15 protein-coding genes are annotated in these 17,503 nt (G+C 60.0%); 5 read left to right on the top strand and 10 right to left on the bottom strand.

The genetic code is table 11. The annotated features are described in order from the left end of the window. Positions 1-11: 11 nt before the first annotated feature. The 7 genes from Q675_RS35020 to Q675_RS34990 all read right to left on the bottom strand — a co-directional run bounded on the left by Q675_RS35020 (position 12) and on the right by Q675_RS34990 (position 10,404). Positions 12-2,759 (bottom strand): LuxR C-terminal-related transcriptional regulator, encoded by a 2,748-nt coding sequence (locus Q675_RS35020; RefSeq protein ID WP_023011990.1) that lies wholly within the window; start codon positions 2,757-2,759, stop codon positions 12-14. Beyond that, the gene (locus Q675_RS35015; protein WP_022993446.1) at positions 2,756-3,826 is read right to left on the bottom strand and encodes a DUF2156 domain-containing protein; all 1,071 of its coding nucleotides are present in this window, start codon (positions 3,824-3,826) and stop codon (positions 2,756-2,758) included. Before Q675_RS35015 ends, Q675_RS35020 begins: the two co-directional genes overlap by 4 nt. A gap of 120 nt (positions 3,827-3,946) precedes the next feature. Continuing rightward, entirely contained in the window at positions 3,947-4,723 is a 777-nt protein-coding gene (locus Q675_RS35010; protein WP_011783740.1) for a class II glutamine amidotransferase, read from the bottom strand. A gap of 53 nt (positions 4,724-4,776) precedes the next feature. After that, a complete protein-coding gene (locus Q675_RS35005) occupies positions 4,777-5,883 on the bottom strand; it encodes a GGDEF domain-containing protein (protein WP_023011989.1) in 1,107 nt (368 codons plus the stop codon). Positions 5,884-5,974: 91 nt separating this feature from the next. After that, a complete protein-coding gene (locus tag Q675_RS35000) occupies positions 5,975-6,790 on the bottom strand; it encodes an SDR family NAD(P)-dependent oxidoreductase (RefSeq protein WP_014420137.1) in 816 nt (271 codons plus the stop codon). A gap of 129 nt (positions 6,791-6,919) precedes the next feature. Continuing rightward, positions 6,920-7,525 (bottom strand): 5'-deoxynucleotidase, encoded by a 606-nt coding sequence (yfbR, locus tag Q675_RS34995; protein WP_011783737.1) that lies wholly within the window; start codon positions 7,523-7,525, stop codon positions 6,920-6,922. A 26-nt stretch (positions 7,526-7,551) separates the two neighbouring features. Next, the gene (locus Q675_RS34990) at positions 7,552-10,404 is read right to left on the bottom strand and encodes a DUF748 domain-containing protein (RefSeq protein ID WP_023011988.1); all 2,853 of its coding nucleotides are present in this window, start codon (positions 10,402-10,404) and stop codon (positions 7,552-7,554) included. 178 nt (positions 10,405-10,582) lie between these two features. Between Q675_RS34990 and pdxH the strand changes: the two genes are divergently transcribed. From pdxH to Q675_RS34965, 5 genes are read left to right on the top strand one after another with little or no spacing between them, the layout of a single operon-like run. Beyond that, positions 10,583-11,218 carry a pyridoxamine 5'-phosphate oxidase gene (gene pdxH / locus Q675_RS34985; protein ID WP_023011987.1) on the top strand — a complete coding sequence of 212 codons (636 nt, stop codon included), beginning with the start codon at positions 10,583-10,585 and terminating at the stop codon, positions 11,216-11,218. Then, the gene (locus Q675_RS34980) at positions 11,187-11,951 is read left to right on the top strand and encodes a 4'-phosphopantetheinyl transferase family protein (RefSeq protein ID WP_023011986.1); all 765 of its coding nucleotides are present in this window, start codon (positions 11,187-11,189) and stop codon (positions 11,949-11,951) included. Before pdxH ends, Q675_RS34980 begins: the two co-directional genes overlap by 32 nt. 10 nt (positions 11,952-11,961) lie before the next feature. Next, complete coding sequence (locus tag Q675_RS34975; RefSeq protein WP_023011985.1) at positions 11,962-12,546, top strand: DNA-3-methyladenine glycosylase I; 585 nt, start codon at positions 11,962-11,964, stop codon at positions 12,544-12,546. A gap of 57 nt (positions 12,547-12,603) precedes the next feature. Next, positions 12,604-12,909, top strand: coding sequence for a DUF6482 family protein (locus tag Q675_RS34970; RefSeq protein WP_023011984.1), 306 nt, complete (start codon positions 12,604-12,606; stop codon positions 12,907-12,909). Continuing rightward, on the top strand, positions 12,906-13,361 hold the full coding sequence (locus Q675_RS34965) for a DUF3429 domain-containing protein (protein WP_011783731.1): 456 nt from the start codon (positions 12,906-12,908) through the stop codon (positions 13,359-13,361). Before Q675_RS34970 ends, Q675_RS34965 begins: the two co-directional genes overlap by 4 nt. 1 nt (position 13,362) lies before the next feature. Here Q675_RS34965 and Q675_RS34960 read toward each other — a convergent pair whose 3' ends face one another. The 3 genes from Q675_RS34960 to ectB form a co-directional block, all read right to left on the bottom strand. After that, the gene (locus tag Q675_RS34960; RefSeq protein WP_023011983.1) at positions 13,363-14,355 is read right to left on the bottom strand and encodes an RNA polymerase sigma factor RpoD/SigA; all 993 of its coding nucleotides are present in this window, start codon (positions 14,353-14,355) and stop codon (positions 13,363-13,365) included. 240 nt (positions 14,356-14,595) lie between these two features. Then, complete coding sequence (locus tag Q675_RS34955; protein WP_023011982.1) at positions 14,596-16,053, bottom strand: aspartate kinase; 1,458 nt, start codon at positions 16,051-16,053, stop codon at positions 14,596-14,598. A gap of 50 nt (positions 16,054-16,103) precedes the next feature. Then, positions 16,104-17,372: a diaminobutyrate--2-oxoglutarate transaminase gene (gene ectB, locus Q675_RS34950; protein WP_023011981.1), complete on the bottom strand. Its 1,269-nt coding sequence runs from the start codon at positions 17,370-17,372 to the stop codon at positions 16,104-16,106. Positions 17,373-17,503: the final 131 nt, after the last annotated feature.

Genomic DNA, 17,503 nt, shown 5'->3' with positions numbered 1-17,503 from the left:
GTGCACCCGCTCTATGACATCAGGCCGAGTTCCCGGGCGCGAGCAACCGCTTGCATCCGGTTCTCGGCCTGAAGCTTGCCGTAAATATTGCTCAAATGTGACTTTACCGTCGCCACTGAGATGCCGAGCTGTTTGCTGATGGCCTTGTTACTGAGTCCCTCTGCCAGCAGATCCAACACCCCCTGTTCCCGATCACTTAACGGTTCATCAGGACCAGCGACTTCCGGGGTGCGGGCGCAGGTTTCGGCTTCCGGCTCCATCCGGGCCTGCCGGAGAGCCAGTATCCGGCTGGCTTCCACTTCCGACCAGCCGCGGGTAATACAGGCGTCGAGCAGACTATCCAGCCGGGGATCCGCATCCACAAAGGGGCGCACCAGACCACGGGGCACCCAGAGCGCCAACAGTGCATCGAGCTTTTTCACCGCTCCCTCAGGATCCTGATCCCCGAAGGCCTGAACCATCAGACTGACCAGATCAAGACGACACACCAGCTGAAGCAACCCCGCCTCTTCCGCCTCAGTTCGCAGGGCTGCCAGTTCCCGGGCCACCGGCGACGCCGCCAGCAACTGACCGATCAGTTTCAACAAGGTTTCGTTCAGGGTACAAAAGCGATTACCTACAACCGGTTCCGGATCGCTCTGGGCCCATAGAATCAAAGGGAAGGCGTTACCCTCCGTCAATCGCGCCAACGCCTCCAGTGCCTCCGGGCGCGGAATGTTATGGTGCCAGCGCAACTGGCCCATAACCTGGTGCAACTGCTCAATCCGGCTGAGTTCCTGCTGCCAGAGTTCGGAGTCTCGCAAAACCATGCCCAGGCGAAACCGCTCAAACGCCAGGTAAAGCTGATCCAGCGGCGTCAGATGCTGGTCGGCAATCAGACCGGCCTCGCCCAGCCGTTTTGCGGCGTATGCAAGATCATGATGCTCCAGCGCCAACAAGCCCTCCAGATAGGCCAGAAGGCAAACCTGCTCCTTACTCACGGGCCCGTTGACAAGCTTCAACCGGGTCTGTTCATAGCAGCGGCGGGCATCGCCAATGCGACCGCCCTGCACCAGAACCGGAACCAGCATGACCAGACAGCGCAGGGCACAAGGGTTATCGCCACTCTTCAGGGCCCCTGCCAGCGCATCGGTCAACAAGGTGCGCGCCGGCCCCAATCGTGCCTCCATAAAGGCTTCAGTACCGAGGGCATACAGCCCCCAGTGTTGCAGGCCGGCTGGAGCGCTGGCCAACCGGGCCTGTATCTGAGTCAGGGACTGCTCGGCCTCTGCACGGTGGCCGGCAAACCGTGCCGAGGGCCAGCCCAACAACATGGAGACAAACTGCAGAGCCTCGGTGTCCGGTGATGGGTCTGTCGACTGCAGAAGCCGGTCGGCCGCGGCCAGATGCTCAAGCACTGCTCCGTACTGACCATCCATGAAGGCAAACAGCGCCTGCAGCAGAAGCAGCGCGGGAGAACACATCCGAACACTGTCCGGGAAGCGCGAAGGCAGTGACCGGTAGCCGCTCAGGTCCTCCGCCTGCAACAGCAACGGTACCAGGGCTTCCGCCTGGTCATAGCAGCCTTCGGCCAGAAAAAGCTCAAGGGCCTCCACAATCAGGCCCCGCTGGCGGAATGCCTCGGCCGCCCTGATTCGTATGGAGCTTTCCCCTTCAGGCTCCCGATCCTGCGCCTGAAGCCAGTCGATCAGCAGATCATGCAGGCGATACCAGTAGTGACCCTCTCCGTAACTCTGGAACAGCAGATTGCGTTCGCGCATGACTGCGATCCAGTCCGCTGCATCGCTACCATTCCGGGCTTCATCAGCAACCTCATGTGAGAAAAGAGGGAGCAGGCTCATATCCTGGAGAAATTGCTGTAGCCCGGGCTCAAGGCCAGCGAACACTTCCTCCAGCAGATAGTCACTCAGGGCTCTCTGACCAGGCCCGGGTACATGGCTTAACGGGTTTTCCGACAACGCCGAGAGCTGCAACGCCGCTGGCCAGCCGCCGGTGCGCTGATGCAACTGCAACATCTGTTCTTCGGAGAGATCAGCCCGGCGGGCCTGGACGAATTTTCGCGTCAACGCCAGATCAAAACGGAGCACCTCCGGCCCCAGCCGAACCATCTGTTGCCGAGCCAGTAACTGCGCGGTGCGAATAGGGGGATCCAGCCTCGAGATACAGACAATGCGCAAAAAACTCGGAGCAAAGTCGATAAAGCGCCGGATCTGCTCCAGTAGTACTTGCTGGTCAAGCAGGTGAAAATCATCCAGCACCAGAACCAGGCGGCTGGGTGCCTGCCAGGTTCGGGAATAATCCGCCAGGCGGTTGATCAGCATGGTCACCGGGTCAACAGCGGCACCCGGTTCCAGCGCGGCTAACAAGGTGCTCTCGCGAATGGCAAATCGTGGGTTCACCCGCGCCAGGGCGCTGGCCACGGCATTCCAGAACAGGGCCGGCGCGTTATCCCTATGGTCCAGCGTCAACCAGGCATGCACCGGTTTTTCCTGTTCCAGCCACTGACTGACCAATGTGGTTTTGCCGAAACCGGCCGGTGCCGACACCAGTACAAACGGCACCTGTTCAATACAATCAAGGGCCTGCAACCGTGAGGGCTCAAGCAACAAGCCGGAAGGCAGCCCGGGACGGGTTAATTTGGTTTCGGCAACCATGGAGCTCACTACCGTTGGCAAATGAGCTTCAGCATAGTCAGTGCCGGTGTTATCAACCAGCCCCGGCACTCCAAACTGGGAGGCCTGTTCAGAAATCCGGGTCATGGCAGTGCGAGCAGACCCGTGCCCTTCATCAGCGTGGCAACCAGTCGGGTACTGCCCAGTTCCCGGGCACAGACAAACCAGGGAGTTTCCCGGCCACGGTAGCGTGATTTGTGGTACGCCAGAGGTTGGAAGGCGTAAAGGCGATTCCCATAGCGATACAGGATATTCTGAAGGCGGCGCAGGCCCGGCCGGTCACCCGGGCAGTGGCGGACGCCGTGCAGGGGCGCAATGCCCAGCGACAGCTCAGGCACGCCTTCCTCACGAAACTGACTGGCCGCCTGCAGAATAATGTGGTCGAGTACGCCGAGCCGGTTCATTTCCGGCGACGCCCGCAGAATATTGGCGCAATAGCCCGCCAGTTCATGGTGACGGTACCAAGGATCAAAGAACACGTATCCGGCCAGCTCGCCCTCCACATAGGCGTAGAACTTGCGCACTCCCCATTCATCTGCAAACACCGGTGGCCGCGTGAGCAAACCCAATTCCCGTTCCTTGACCGCCTTGCCCAGGCGCCAGCGCTCCGAGATACCCGCCACCTTGTGCCAGTTCACCTCATCTCCACATTGCTCCCGCACCTCGATTCGACACCGCCTGTCCAGATTGCGGGCATGGCGCAGCTGCTTCATCGCCTTGCCACGAAGCGAGAACCTCGTCAGATCAACCGAGAACTCCGTACCCATCACCGTGGCATCGTAACCAAGCTCGCCCAACGGCCCCAGGAGCGACTGATCGACGCCGACATACAGTGAGGGGCCGGGCACACTCTGCTCGAACGCCTGCAGTAGCCGGCCCATACTCTGAGCTCCCGCCAGGGGTCTTGTGGGCACCACGTTTACCCGCTGCCCCAACACCTTTACCGGAACATACGGTACCAGCCCGAGACCGGGACTGAGAAAGTGCCGGCAATCCGGCTGCAAGGCAAAATAGCTGCTGGACTGGCTCCCGTGCAGACGGATCAGGTGCTCGGCGGTGCGTTCATGGCAACGCCCGGGATCCGGCACACTCGAGTTGATATTCCGGTCATCGGCAGCCGGGGCCACCGCCGCAGACAGATGAGAGGCAGGCATGGGTCATTCCCTTTGTTGTTCTGATACCGCTTTCCTGTGTTCAGAACAAAATGCTAAAGGCCGTGCCTCGGCCGGCCATCGGTCAAAGGGTTGAGTGCCTGGCGCCCCACCGGAACTGGGTCACAATTCCGAGCCCTGCATCACCACAACGCCCCGGCGCCACAAACGCCATTCACCCGGCTTGTAAATATCCCAGGTTTCGTCGCTGGTGAGGGGTTCGGTCACGATGACGCTGACAATGTCGTTGGGTGTGGTTTCCGATTCAAAATCCACGGTAACGTCGGCATCCTTGAGGCGGGCGGGGCCGAACGGCGCCCGCCGGGTAATACTGGCCATCTTGGTGGTGCAAAATGTAAACAGCCAGTCGCCGTTGCTTAGCAGCAGGTTGAATACCCCCTGGCGGGCGTAGTTCCGGGACAGCTGAACCAGCCGTTCCACCACCTGCTCGGTGGCAGTGTCTCGATCGCAATGACTGCGCAGGTGGTTCAGGATATCGCAGAACAGGGCTTCGCTGTCGGTGCTGCCAACGGCCTCGTAGAAGCCGGGCGCCGCGGAAAACTCCGAAAGCTGACCATTATGGGCGAAGACCCAGTAGCGGCCCCAGAGCTCGCGGATAAACGGGTGGGTGTTGGCCAGGCAGATATCACCCACATTGGCCTGACGAATGTGGCAGATGGCCACTTCACTCTTGATGGGGTGGGTTTGCACCACTTCGGCAATGCGCGAGGAGGCACTGGCGTCGGCATCGTGAAAACAGCGTACCCCTTTACCTTCGTAGAAAGCGACGCCCCAGCCATCCTTGTGTGGGCCAGTGTCACCGCCACGACGGGTCAGACCGGTAAAGCTGAAACAGAGATCGGTCGGGGTGTTGGCGCTCATGGCCAGCAGTTCACACATGGTTGGCGGTATCCTCGGCCTTGCTTCCGGGTGTATTCGCTAGGATACCCGAATCAACCGAGACCTCCAGCCATCGAACCGACGGATTTCGGAGGCTGTCCGGCACCGGCGGGCGCCACACGGTTCCGGCCTGCCCGCTTGCCGCTGTAGAGACAGCGATCTGCCACACAGAACAGCGTTTCCGCCTCCCTGCCATGCTCCGGCCACTGGGCAATACCAAAGGAGGCGGTCACGCGGATACCCGCTTCGCCGTATTTCAGCTCCCGCCGGGCAATGCGCTCCCGCAACTCGTCCATCAGTTCAAAGGCATCCCCAGGCTTTGCATCCCTCAGAATCAGGCCAAATTCCTCGCCGCCCAGCCGGCCAACAAAGTCGGTCGTGCGCAGACGCTCGGTCAGGCACTGCCCGATGCTCCTCAATACGTAGTCACCGGCATCGTGGCCGAGGGTATCGTTGACCAGTTTGAAGTGGTCGATGTCCATAATCACCAGAGCAAAATCGGTTCCGCTGCGCTCACACTCGGCAATAGTGCGGGCCAGTGTTGACTGGAAATTGGAGCGATTGGCCAGGCCGGTCAGGGCATCGGTCTGTGCCATGTCGAACAACCGTTGCTCAGCCTCTTCCCGACGCACCTCGTACATGTGCATGAACACCTGCATCAGGGCACCGCACAGAACCATGTTGAGCAGATCGATCATCCGGTGGGCAGAACCCACATCACCGAGGAAGAAGTAGTAAACCACCCCGCCCACCAGCATAAAGGGCACACTCAGGATCATGCCCTCGTGCTTGCCGAGCAGAAGGTAGGCCAGAACCGGCATCATCAGAACCCAGACAAAAGCCGCAATGGAGGCCTCTGGCAACAGCAAGATGACGATGAAAAACGAAAACAGCGACACCAGATAGGCGTAGATCCACTGTTGCAGGTGAGCCGTGGTTTTCAGACAAAAAACGCCGTAGAACAGCAGCCCACTGGCCAACAGCTCGACCAGCGCCACCCATGGATAACCGTTGAAAAATTGCAGACAGGAAAAAACGACCAGCGCAGAGCCAGTCACCAGAAACAACAGCCTGGTAAGCGAGCGACGGTGGTTATCCCGGAGTCCTGAGCGGCTTTGTTCCAATGCCGTCCCCAGATCCGGATGCTTTGACGTATTCATGCTGACTCTTCCCTGGATCAACCAGAGAGTATAGTCGGTCTCCGCTGGCTGTAAAACAACCAGCCAACGGAGATCAGGTTACCGCGAGCCCTCAGATATACAGGTTCTTGCGGGAGAACCGCTCCACCAACGGTTGATAGGCCGAGCCCAGCAACCGATTGATGGCGTCAATACCCCAGGCATCCGGCCCGACCAAAATACGGGATTCGTTTTTGAGGATGCCTTTAACAATAATTTCAGCCGCCTTGTCCGGAGTGGTCATGGCCAGCTTGTCGAAGCCCTTGCGCTGGGCCTCGGCGTTTTCGGATTTGCCCATGCGCGCGGCATTGGCAATGTTGGTGCGAATGCCACCGGGATGCACACAGCTGACCTGAACCGGCTGATTCTCCAGTTTCATTTCCTGGCGCAGGGACTCGGTAAACCCGCGCACCGCAAACTTGGCAGCATTGTAAGCGCTTTGCTTGGGCACGCCGATCAGACCAAACACGCTGGAAATGTTCACCACATGGCCATCGCCGGATTCAATCAGGTACGGCAGAAACGCCCGGGTACCGTGGGCAACGCCCCAGAAATCAATGTCCATCACCCACTTGAAATCGGCGTCGGTCATTTCCCGCACCGTGGCAGAGAGGGCCACACCGGCGTTGTTGATAATCAGGTTAACCTGACCAAATTCCTTGCGGACCTGCGCGGCGTGGGCGTAGATAGCGTCCCGGTCGGAGACATCCAGGCGGTAGGTTTTTACCTCGGCGCCGCCCAGGCTGGCTGCGGTTTCCGCCAGCCCCGCCTCGTTAACATCGGAAAGAGCCAGCCGACAGCCCCGGGCCGCGAGGGATTTGGCCAGGGATCGGCCGATACCAGAGCCAGCACCGGTGACGACAGCCACCTTGTTGTTCAGATCTTTCATGGCGGGAACCTCTTGTTGTGGTCTTTCAGTAAAGCAGCGCTTTCGTTATTCGCCACTTTAGAGAGCCACCAGAGGCAAACCTATGGCACTGGACCCCTGGCGAGCCCGGCACCAGAGCCAGTCCTCCAATCAACCCAGCAGGTTATCCAGGGGCTGGTCATACCCGGGTGCAAACACCTCCAGGAAGTACTGCACTTCCGGCAGGCCGTCCGCTTCCAGGCGTGCCCGGATCTGCTGCTCCGCGGGGCCGAACTCCGGATTGCCGGCACGCAGTTCGGCACGACATTTCAGCCAGGCCGAGAGACGGTCCGCCGCCTTGATCAGTTCCTTTTCTTCCGGCCCCAGTCGGGATTCCCGCACATAGGGCGAAAAATCCTCCCGCAGGTCTTCCGGCAACAGCGCCAGCAATTCAGCTTCGGCCTTGTGTTCGATGTCGCCGAACGCCTCCCGCATCACCCGGGAATGGTATTTCACCGGGGTGGGCATATCCCCGGTGATCACTTCGGTGGCATCATGATAGAGAGCCGCTGCAGCGACACGGTCTGCATTCACCGTTCCGGCAAAATGCCGGTTGCGAATAAGCGCCAGGGCGTGGGCAACGGTAGCCACCTCCCAGGAATGGGTGGCCACGTTTTCATCAATAGCATTGCGCATCAGGCCCCAGCGTTTGATCCAGCGCAGGCGCGACACATAGGCAAAGAAATGGCTGGCCTTTCGGCCCGGGCTGTCGGTCATGGCTGCGGAACTCCGTGTATTCCGATTCAACGAACGTCCAGGGTAAACCGGACCATCACGTTGCCCTGTTCATCTACCGGCGCATCGCGAGCCGGATCCAGCAGGAACAACTGGCTGTCCGACACCTCATGCGTCGCCGTCAGCACCTGACGAACCGTTACCCCTCGCTCCGAGGCCAGACTTCCAAGCGCTTCCGGCGGCAGGCTGCGCTCACCATCGCGCCAGGCCTGCTGCGCCTGCTCCCAGGCTTCGCCGGTAACGGCCTCACCGCGGGCCTGCATCTGCGCCTTCAGCAATGCCAGGGCATCGGCCTCAGGGGCAACAGCACCACGGATGTTGAGCAGAAGCTCCGGGCGCTCCCTTAGCGCCTGGGCCAGCGCGGACAGTTTCTCGGCCTCGTTATCCGCCAGTTGTACACTACCGGGAACAAAGCTGACCTGGCCCAGCTCTTCGCTGCTGAAGCCTGCCATTTCCGCCAGCGAGCCCAGCATACTGAACGGTGAGGCGGCCGCTTTCACCAACAGGTTCACGAACGCCCGCATGACAATCTGGCCAACGCTGAATTCGGGGTCTGACATGTCGCCCTGAATGGGCAAATTCACCTCGATAACACCGTCACGATCTGTGAGCAGAGCCAGACCCAGCTTGACCGGGGCGTTAATGGCCTGTTCGCTGGCCACCGCAGAGCCCAGTTGCATCCGGTCCAGGATCACTTCGTTGGACGCCTCAAGCCGGGTACCGGTTATCTGGTAATCCAGCGCCAGTTCCAGTTTGCCGCTGTCCACCGAATACCCCAGATAGCGACCGAAATAGGGCGACAGTACCGGCAACGCCATGTCTTTCATGGTGAGTTTCAGGTTGCTGGGCTCTTCGGTGCCCAGAGCGCCCAGGGTTCCGTCAAAACGAACCGGTGCCACCCCGGCCAGCTGGCCGCTGATCGCCACCCGCCCCTGTTGCGGAGGGACATTGCTGATGCCGGTCACCGATCCCGTAAGTTCCTGGAACCCGGTACTGAAGGGCGGCTCCAGCGTGCGGTCGGTGTAGGCCATGGAACCTTGCTCCACGACCAGTTCGCCAATGCGGAAAATAAAGCCTGGCTCCGAGACTTCCGACGGCTCCGTTGGGCTGGTTTCTGCCTCGGAGGCCCCGCCATCCTGAATAATCTGCTGCAGATTGTGCAGTCCGTCGGCGGCCCGGATGACGTTAACCGCCGGGCTGTTCAGGGTCACGGTGCCGATTTCCAGCCGGGCGGGATTAAGGTTGAACTCCACCGGGGCCAGGCGCAGCAACTCCCAGGACACCAGCTCCCCGCCATTGCCCGGTAGCCGCGTGGCCAACCCGGCAATTTCAGCCGTGCCACTGAAGGTGCCGGTCAGGGGTTCATCCTGGCCATCCAGGTCCAGATTGCCATCGAAACCCAGGCGGCCATCCACCAGCTCCAGGTTTGCGGCATCAGCAACATAGGGCTGGATAACGGGCAACAGGATGTCGCTGCCGGACAAGGCGCCCTCAAAGGTAAACGGCGCTGGAGTCAGCTGGCCCATGGCGGTCACCCGGCCACCGGAGCCGAGTTCTGCGGAAATATCGTAGGAAACCGGTTCATCCAGGCGATGGGAGAGACCACCCATGGTAATGGCCAGATTATTGACGGCAATCTCGGCGTCTGTTTCCGGCACCTGATCCCGCCAGCGAACCTGACCGCCGGACAACTCGACACCCTGGACCGACCAGCGGAATGGCTCGCCCGAATCAGACGCCGGCTCCGAGGTTTCGGATTGATCGGTTCCGGCAGTTGCCAGAGACGACTGCCAATCCACCTCCCCCTTGGCATTGCGGGTGGCGGCCAGCGACGGTTGCTGGATCGACACCATGCCAACGGTTGCCTCCCGGGCCGTCAGGTCGAAGCCAATGCCCTGAATGGCAACGGCTTCCGTAGCCAGGGCTGGCTGCTCATCGGAGGGCGAGAGCGCCAGTGCCAGTTGCTTGATAGTGAGGTTGCCATCGGAGGTGATCAGTTCAAAGCGATCGCCACCGGCCAGTTCATAACGGGATTCCAGGGTCACGGTACCATCGCGCAGCTGCCACGGCAGATAGGGCGCCAGGAAGTGGGCGAGGGTATCGTGACGAAGCCCTGAAAGCCGGAGCCGGCCTGCGGAGTACAGCGGGGTAACGCTCAGATCCCCCTCCCATTCAATCACCTGCTCACCCAGAGCAGCCATCACGGAATACTGACTGTCGCTGCCATCCCGGGGCCAGGTGGCCAGATCGTTCAGGGTAAGATCCAGCGGCGCAACCCGAAACTCGGCAGGGTCGCCACCCTGGGAGAAGTCACGGAACAGCAGCTCACCACCATCGATGGTCACCTGCTGGAAATACAACCTGGGCGGATTACTCGACTGAGCGGTTTCAGGCCGGGTCGTGTCCTCTTTCTCGGGATTGGCACTGCGCCAGTCCCGGGCAAAATTGATGTCATGGTCCTGCAGCAAATCCAGGCGAACGTCCGGCTCCACCAGACGGATTTCCTCAAACCCGATGATACCGCGGAGCAAACTGAGGAAACTGAGATTCACCCGCAGGTGATCAAACGACGTCACCGGCTCCCCAGTCGCATCCTTTGCAGAAAAGGCGTCTGCTTCCAGGCTGAAGGCAAACGGATTGAACCGCACGTTCTCCACCTCAGCCTGCCAGCCCATGCGCTGGTCCATCTGTTCCGGCAACGACCGCTCCAGCCACCAGGGCAGAACCAGGAAGCCGGCCAGGGCATACAGACCCAACAACACGCCCAATGCGATCAGCAGGTTCCTGACCAGATGGCTCTTCCGGCGACTCACTACCCGCTGGCTTGCTACCTGGCTGTTCTCTGCCTCTTTCTCTGCCACAAGACTCTCCCTTTATCTACCCACGGCGCCGCGGCCGGCCATGGTGCAAGCATAGCGCCCGTGTGCGGTGTTTGTCAGCGAATTCACCCGACCAGACACGAAACCTGACAGCGACCACCGAACCCGATATGCTCCGCTGACGTATGACTCCCTGTGTTGATCAACGGAGACGAGCAGTATGGATATCGGCGATATGCGTCGGGATTTCGAAAGCGAAGGATTGGATCGGGAACACCTGAACGAGGATCCGGTACAGCAGTTCCAGACCTGGTTCGAGGATGCCAGAACGGCGGGCATTCTGGAGCCCAATGCCATGTCACTGGCCACCACCGGTGCCGACGGCATGCCCGATCTCAGAACCGTGCTACTGAAGTATTTCGACGGCCAGGGTTTTGTGTTCTACACCAACTACGGCAGCCGCAAGGCTCAGGAGCTGCAGGAGAATCCCCGGGCGGCACTGCTGTTCCCGTGGATCGGCCTGAACCGGCAGGTGCGTATTCAGGGTGCGGTCGAAAAGGTCAGCAAGGCGGAATCCCTGCGCTACTTTTCGTCCCGGCCCCGGGGCAGCCAGATTGGCGCCTGGGTTTCGGAGCAGAGTCAGGTCATTACGTCCCGAGGCCTGCTGGAGCAAAAAGTCGCGGAGATGAAGCGCAAATTCAGTTCCGGAGAAATTCCGCTCCCCAGTTTCTGGGGTGGGTACCGGGTGGTTCCGGAGCGAATCGAATTCTGGCAGGGAAGGCCGAGTCGGCTTCACGATCGGTTTGAGTACGTGAGAGAAGGCGATGGCTGGACAATCCAACGACTGCAACCCTGACCGGCCGGCGATCTGGCTCTGCCACCAGATTAACCGGAACCTGTCCCAGGCCCCGGCCTGGATGACCACCGATGAAAGCAAAGCCCTCGCGCGTCTGGAAGGGCCCAGACGCCAGGAATATCTGACCAGTCGATGGCTGATTCGTCAGGCCCTGGCCCGCGCCAGTGGGGAGGCTCCAACATGCTGTCACCCGGTACCGGGACGCCCCGTTGCCTCGGCCAGCCCGCAAGGCTGGCACCTGTCGCTGAGCCACAGCCAGGGGCTGGCAGCGTGCGCCACGGGTCGGGTGGCTCTGGGGATTGATCTTGAACCGAGCCAGCGCCGGCCAGACTGGGCCAGAGTGACGACACGCTGGTTCACGCCCGTTGAGCAGGAATGGCTGCTGAGGGCGAACAATGCGTTCAGCTTCCTTAAGGTCTGGACCCTGAAAGAAGCCTGGCTTAAAGCGACCGGGCGGGGCATTGCCGGCAATCTGCAAACCCTGGAAGTACGGAAGAATTTCGAGCTGTACGGGGACCAGCCCGACCGACACTGGCAAGCCAGTTGCCTGTATGCCGAGGGCTTTCTGGTTACCCTGGTTTACCCCTGCGATGGCAGCCCGGATAAGACCAGCACCTGGCCGGAGATTACCTTGCTGGAACCACCGCCGGATGACTACAATCTGGGGCCGGCTTCCAGCCTCGACGTTTCCTGGGAGCCTCTGTTTCACCGGCTGATCAGAGCCCGACCCTAGCGAGGCCACCATGCCCCAGACGACCGGCCGCTGCCCCTGGTGCGGCACCGACCCACTGTACGAGCACTACCACGACACCGTCTGGGGGCGCCCGGAATATGACGATCAGGCGCTGTTCGAAAAGCTCTGCCTGGACGGACAGCAAGCCGGTTTGAGCTGGATTACCATCCTTCGCAAGCAGGAAAGCTACCGGCAGGCCTACGCCGGCTTTGACCCGGAGCAGATTGTCCGCTTTGATGAGGACGATATCGCCCGCCTGCTGGCAGACCCGGGCATTATCCGGAATCGCCTGAAGGTCCATTCCATCATCCGCAATGCCCGGGGGTTCCTGGCTCTGCGGGATCAGGGCATCTCGTTCTCGGAGTTTCTCTGGCAATTCGTCAACGGCCGGCCCATCCAGAACCGGTGGCAGACACTGGCCGAGGTCCCCGTCACCACGCCGGAATCTGAAGCCATGTCCAAGGCCCTGAAGAAAGCAGGCTTTAATTTTGTGGGCCCCACCATCGTCTACGCCTTCATGCAGGCCACCGGCATGGTCAATGATCATCTGGTGTCCTGCCATGCCCACACGGAGTGCCGGCAACTGGCACAATGATCTTACCGGGCCGGTTGATCGTAAGTTCCCCTGACACATCATTTCGGGAGCTTCACGGTGCGCATTACCCTCGACGAACTCAAAAACCTGGAACAACCGGTGATCGACCTTCTGGAGATCCTCTCTCTGGAGGGCCAACAGTACATGGCTCGTCTGCATGGCCCTGGAGGCATGAAGGTACTGTCGGACCATAAAGGGCAGACCCGGCTGTTCCGCAGCGCCTGGCAGATTCAGGACACCCTCTCCAGCTACACCATTCGCGAAACCCAGGTGGTGCATCCCTCGGCGTACCATGAAATGGTCGGGATGGCGCCGGCAGACATTGAACCCATGCGGATACAGGTACAGAGGCAGAAGTCGTGATTTCAGTTGCTCGCCTCGCGGTTCTCGTCGGCATTGCCGGCCTGATTCCATTCATTCTAGGCACCGCTGGCCTGTTTCTGATGCCAGCCAACAGCGTTGCTATTCTGGCGTGGTTCTATATCTACAGTGCCGGTATTCTCGCTTTTATGGGCGGAATCTACTGGACCATTGCCATGCAGCTGGAAAACCGCTCCTACCCGCAATCGCCCCTGGTGACCATGCTGCTGAGCCAGTTGTTCTTCGTTGCCGCCGGTATCGGACTGTTGCTGCAGACGCCGCAGAAAATCCCGCTCTACATCGTCGCGTTCCTGTTGCTGTATCTGGTAGACGCCCGCTGGATGCGAAGCTACTGGCCGGCCTGGTATCTGAAGATGCGATTGGTGCTGACCACCGTGGTACTGGCTTGCCAGCTAACGGTGGCCGGCTGGTTCTTCCTGCTGCACGGTGCCTGATTCAGGCACCGTCAGGATCGGTTCCAAACAGGGTCTGCAGTTTTCTCAGAGCGCCTTTCTCGATCTGTCGCACACGCTCCCGGCTGAGACCCAGCTGTTCCGAAATCGTTTGCAGGGTCTCCGGTTCAATCAAGCCAAGCCCGTAACGCCGGGTCAGGATATCCCGCTCCCGGTCCGACAGTTCCCCCATCATGCGCTCCAGCCGAATCATCCGGTCCCGCGCCCGAAACGGCTGATCCGGGCGGGTATCGGCACCCGCATCGAGACTGTCGGCCAGGGTCACCGATCCGTCTTCAACCAGCGGAACATCGGTCGACACTTCCCTGGACGCCAGGGCTCTCAGTTCGCCAATCCTGGAGGGTGTGGCCTCCATTTCCCGAGCCAGCTCGGACTGGGTAGGCTCCCGGCCAAGGGACTGATGCAAGCGCATGGACACCTTCTGCAACTGGCGGATCTCCTCCACCACATTCTCCGGCGTATGCACCACACGCACACCCCGCTGCAGGCAGCGGCGCACTTCCTCGCTGATCCACCAGTAAGCGTAGGTGGAAAACCGGAAGCCCTTGCCGGGGTCGTAGCGCTCTACGGCCTTGATCAGCCCGACGTTGGCGTCCTGGATCAGGTCCGACATGGCAATGCCATGATGGCCGTAGCGGCGGGCGATATGTACCGCCAGCCTCAGATTGCTCTGAATCAGGCGGTGACGGCAGGCCAGGGCAAGGTGGTAAGCCCGGCGACAGCGGGCCGAAAAAGCACAGGCATCACCGAGGCTGCCCATCACATCCCGCAAGGTTTGTGGGGTGTCCTCGGGTAATGCCAGTTCGGTGTGAATCACCCGTAGCGACCGGATCAGCTTTCTGGCCAGACGCCGTTCATCGGCTTCGCTGAGGAGGTCATGCCGGGACGCATCCCTGAAATACAACCCGACCAGGGAATCCCTTTCACCATCGTTGGGCAGCGTCGGAAGCGGTCCCGGCCGGCTCTGTATCTGCATGGCTCGGTACCCATTTGATATTTGTTGAGAATACGCAGATCAGGCAGGCATGGATTCCCCGGCAGCGAGGGGAAAACCGAAATACAGGAATACAGAAAGGAGGATGAGTGGGGGAGGGATCGGTCACGCCCGGCCATGAAACCTCACAGGTTGTGAGACGGCCGACCGGGCGCCCGATCTGGAGGCAAGACTCCTCCATTACCCTCAGGCGAAGCGACCGGTTCCGCCTGTGGGTAATTCCTAGCTGGCGGTGGTTGATGCCGCCACGATGGCGTATTCGTGGTTATGGGGCTCAATCAGCGCCCCATGCAGGGCCACAATCGCCTGGTCGTATTTGTCTTCATCAATCACAAACTGGATATCCACCTGGCGCATGCACTGGTGGATCGCCAGCACGCTGATGTCCTTGTCAGCCAGTGATTTTACCGAACGGGCAAGAATGCCCGGCACCTTCATGTCACTGCCAATGGCAGACACCAGGGCCACTTTGCGGGTACTGATTTCGGCATTGGGGAACTCTTCCTCCAGTGCCTTGACCACCCGCTTCACGTGCTTGAGCGTGGTATCCACGTAGTGGGTAATGGTATTGGCATTGGTGTCCTTGGACATGAACCGCACTTTGAAACGGCTCAGTACATCCAGGATCCGGCGGTCGGAGCCCGGTTCGCCCTGCATGTCCTGATCGAACACCTCAATGGCAAATACGCCTTTGGCACCCGCCACAATCTCCACCTGGGGTTTTTCACTGACGTAGTCGCCGGTGATCAGCGTACCGGTATGCTCCGGCTCGAAGGTATTCATCACCCGCAGCGGAATCTCGTTCTGACGCAGACCTTTACCGGCCCGTGGGTGAATCGCTTCCATCCCCAGGTTAGCCAGTTGGTCGGCTACGTCGTAGTTGGTACGCCCCAACGGAACCACCTTGTCTTCACCCACGATGTTCGGATCGGCAGAACTCAGATGGTATTCCTTATGGATGATCGCTTCCCGGGCATTGGTGATCACCGCCGTGCGACTGAACGTCATCTCGCTGTAGCCCCGGTCGAAGGTACGCATCAGGCCTTCCTTGCACTGGGCATAACCGGTCACGATTGGCAGTTCCCGGCTCAGGTCGATGGCGTCGAAGGCCTGCTTGAGCTTTTCATCCAGCGGCAGCAATTCACTGTCGCGCCAACCGGTCAGGTCGACAAAGCGGGCGTTGATGCCTTCCTGCTGCAGCTTCAGGGCAGTATTGAATGCACTGTGGGCTTCACCGATCCCTGCCAGCATCTCCCGCACGGTGAGCAGGTGTTCTTCCAGCTGGAACTGGCCGTAGGAGCACAGCCGTTGCAGGTCGATCAGGCAGCCCCGGACACCCTCGATGCGATCAGTAATAAACTGGTCCGCCTGCTGCTTGAGCATCGGATCGGCAAACAGCTCACCGTTGATGTCCGTCAGCAGTTGAATCAGTTTGGTGAGGTCGTCACCCCAGGCCCAGTCCGATTCGGCATCGGCAAACAGGGCGTAAACGCCCGGCTCGCCGGTTTTCTTGTGTTCCAGCAGTTCGTTGGTTACGCCGCCATAGGCTGAAACCACGAAAATCCGCTGGTAGAGGTCGCTCTTCTTGCGCTTGCCAATAATGATATTGTCGCGCACGGCCTCGTAATTACTCATTGATGTACCGCCAATTTTCTCGACGGTGTGCTGTGCCGTAGTCATATCCTTGCCTTCGTAATCTGCGTTTTGGAAAGGTGGGGGAAACGGGCGTCTTACGACGCCTCGTTCACACCTTCCTGCATGATCTCGTCAACAGACTCGGCCAGCAGTTTCGCGCCCAGACGCAGGTCATCTTCGCTGGTGGTCAGCGGCATCAGGCACTTGATCACTTCATCGTTCGGGCCACTGGTCTCGATGATCAGGCCCTTCTCGAAGCAGCGCTTGGTGATCGGACCGGTCACGTCTGCATGCTTGGCTTCGATACCACGCATCAGGCCACGGCCTTTCATCGAGAACTCACCCGGGTACTTGTCGCAGATCGCCTGCAGGGCATCGCCCAGCACCTTGGTCTTGGCCTTCACTTCGTTGGCGAAGGCATCGTCTTTCCAGTAGGTTTCTACCGCAGCGCGGGCCGTTACGAACGCCATGTTGTTACCACGGAAAGTACCGTTGTGCTCACCGGATTCCCATACGTCCAGCTCCGGCTTGAACAGCACCAGCGCCATCGGCAGGCCATAGCCACTCAGGGACTTGGATACCGTCACGATGTCCGGCTTGATGCCAGCGAATTCAAAGCTGAAGAACTCGCCGGTCCGGCCGTTACCCGCCTGGATGTCATCCACAATCAGCAGGATGTCGTGCTTCTTGCACAGCTCGGACAAGCCTTTCAGCCATTCAGCGCGGGCCGCATTCAGACCGCCTTCACCCTGAACGGCCTCAACGATAGCCGCCGCCGGCTTTTCAACACCGGAGGAGCTGTCAGACAGCACCTTGTCCATGATGTCCAGGGTGTCTACGTCTTCACCCAGGTAGCCGTCGTAGAACATGAAGTCCACGTGGCCCAGGGGCACGCCTACACCACCACGGTGATGTTCGTTACCGGTGGCGGCAACGGCACCGGCCGTTACGCCGTGGAAACCGTTAGTGAAAGAAATGATGTTGGTACGGCCTTTCACCTTCCGGGCCAGCTTCATGGCCGCTTCCACACAGTTGGTACCGGTGGGGCCGGTGAACTGCATCTTGTAGTTCAGGCCACGGGGATCAAGGATGTACTTCTTATACGATTCCATGAAGTCGTGCTTTGCGGTGGTGAACAGGTCCAGGCCCTGGCTCACGCCGTCTGCCTCGATGTACTCGAGCAGTGCTTTCTTCAGGACATCGTTGTTGTGGCCGTAGTTCAGGGAACCGGCGCCGGCCAGGAAGTCCAGGTACTGTTTGCCGTCTTCGGTGTACAGGTGCGCGTTCTTGGCACGGTTGAAAATCACCGGAAAGGCGCGGGAATAAACACGAACTTCGGATTCAGTAGACTTGAAAATTTCCATTGTCTTGCCTCTTAGCATGTCAGGTTCGAGGTAAATGCGCGGTGGCCTGCTGGTAAAACGTGTCGGTCGCAACAGGCCCGCCGTGCGTTGATGTCAGCCATCTGGCAGGCCCACCTCGGGTGGCCTGCCGG

The sequence above is a fragment of the Marinobacter sp. EN3 genome (genome assembly GCF_000475315.1).
Taxonomy (GTDB): domain Bacteria; phylum Pseudomonadota; class Gammaproteobacteria; order Pseudomonadales; family Oleiphilaceae; genus Marinobacter; species Marinobacter nauticus.
This window is presented reverse-complemented; position numbering and strand designations above follow the sequence as displayed.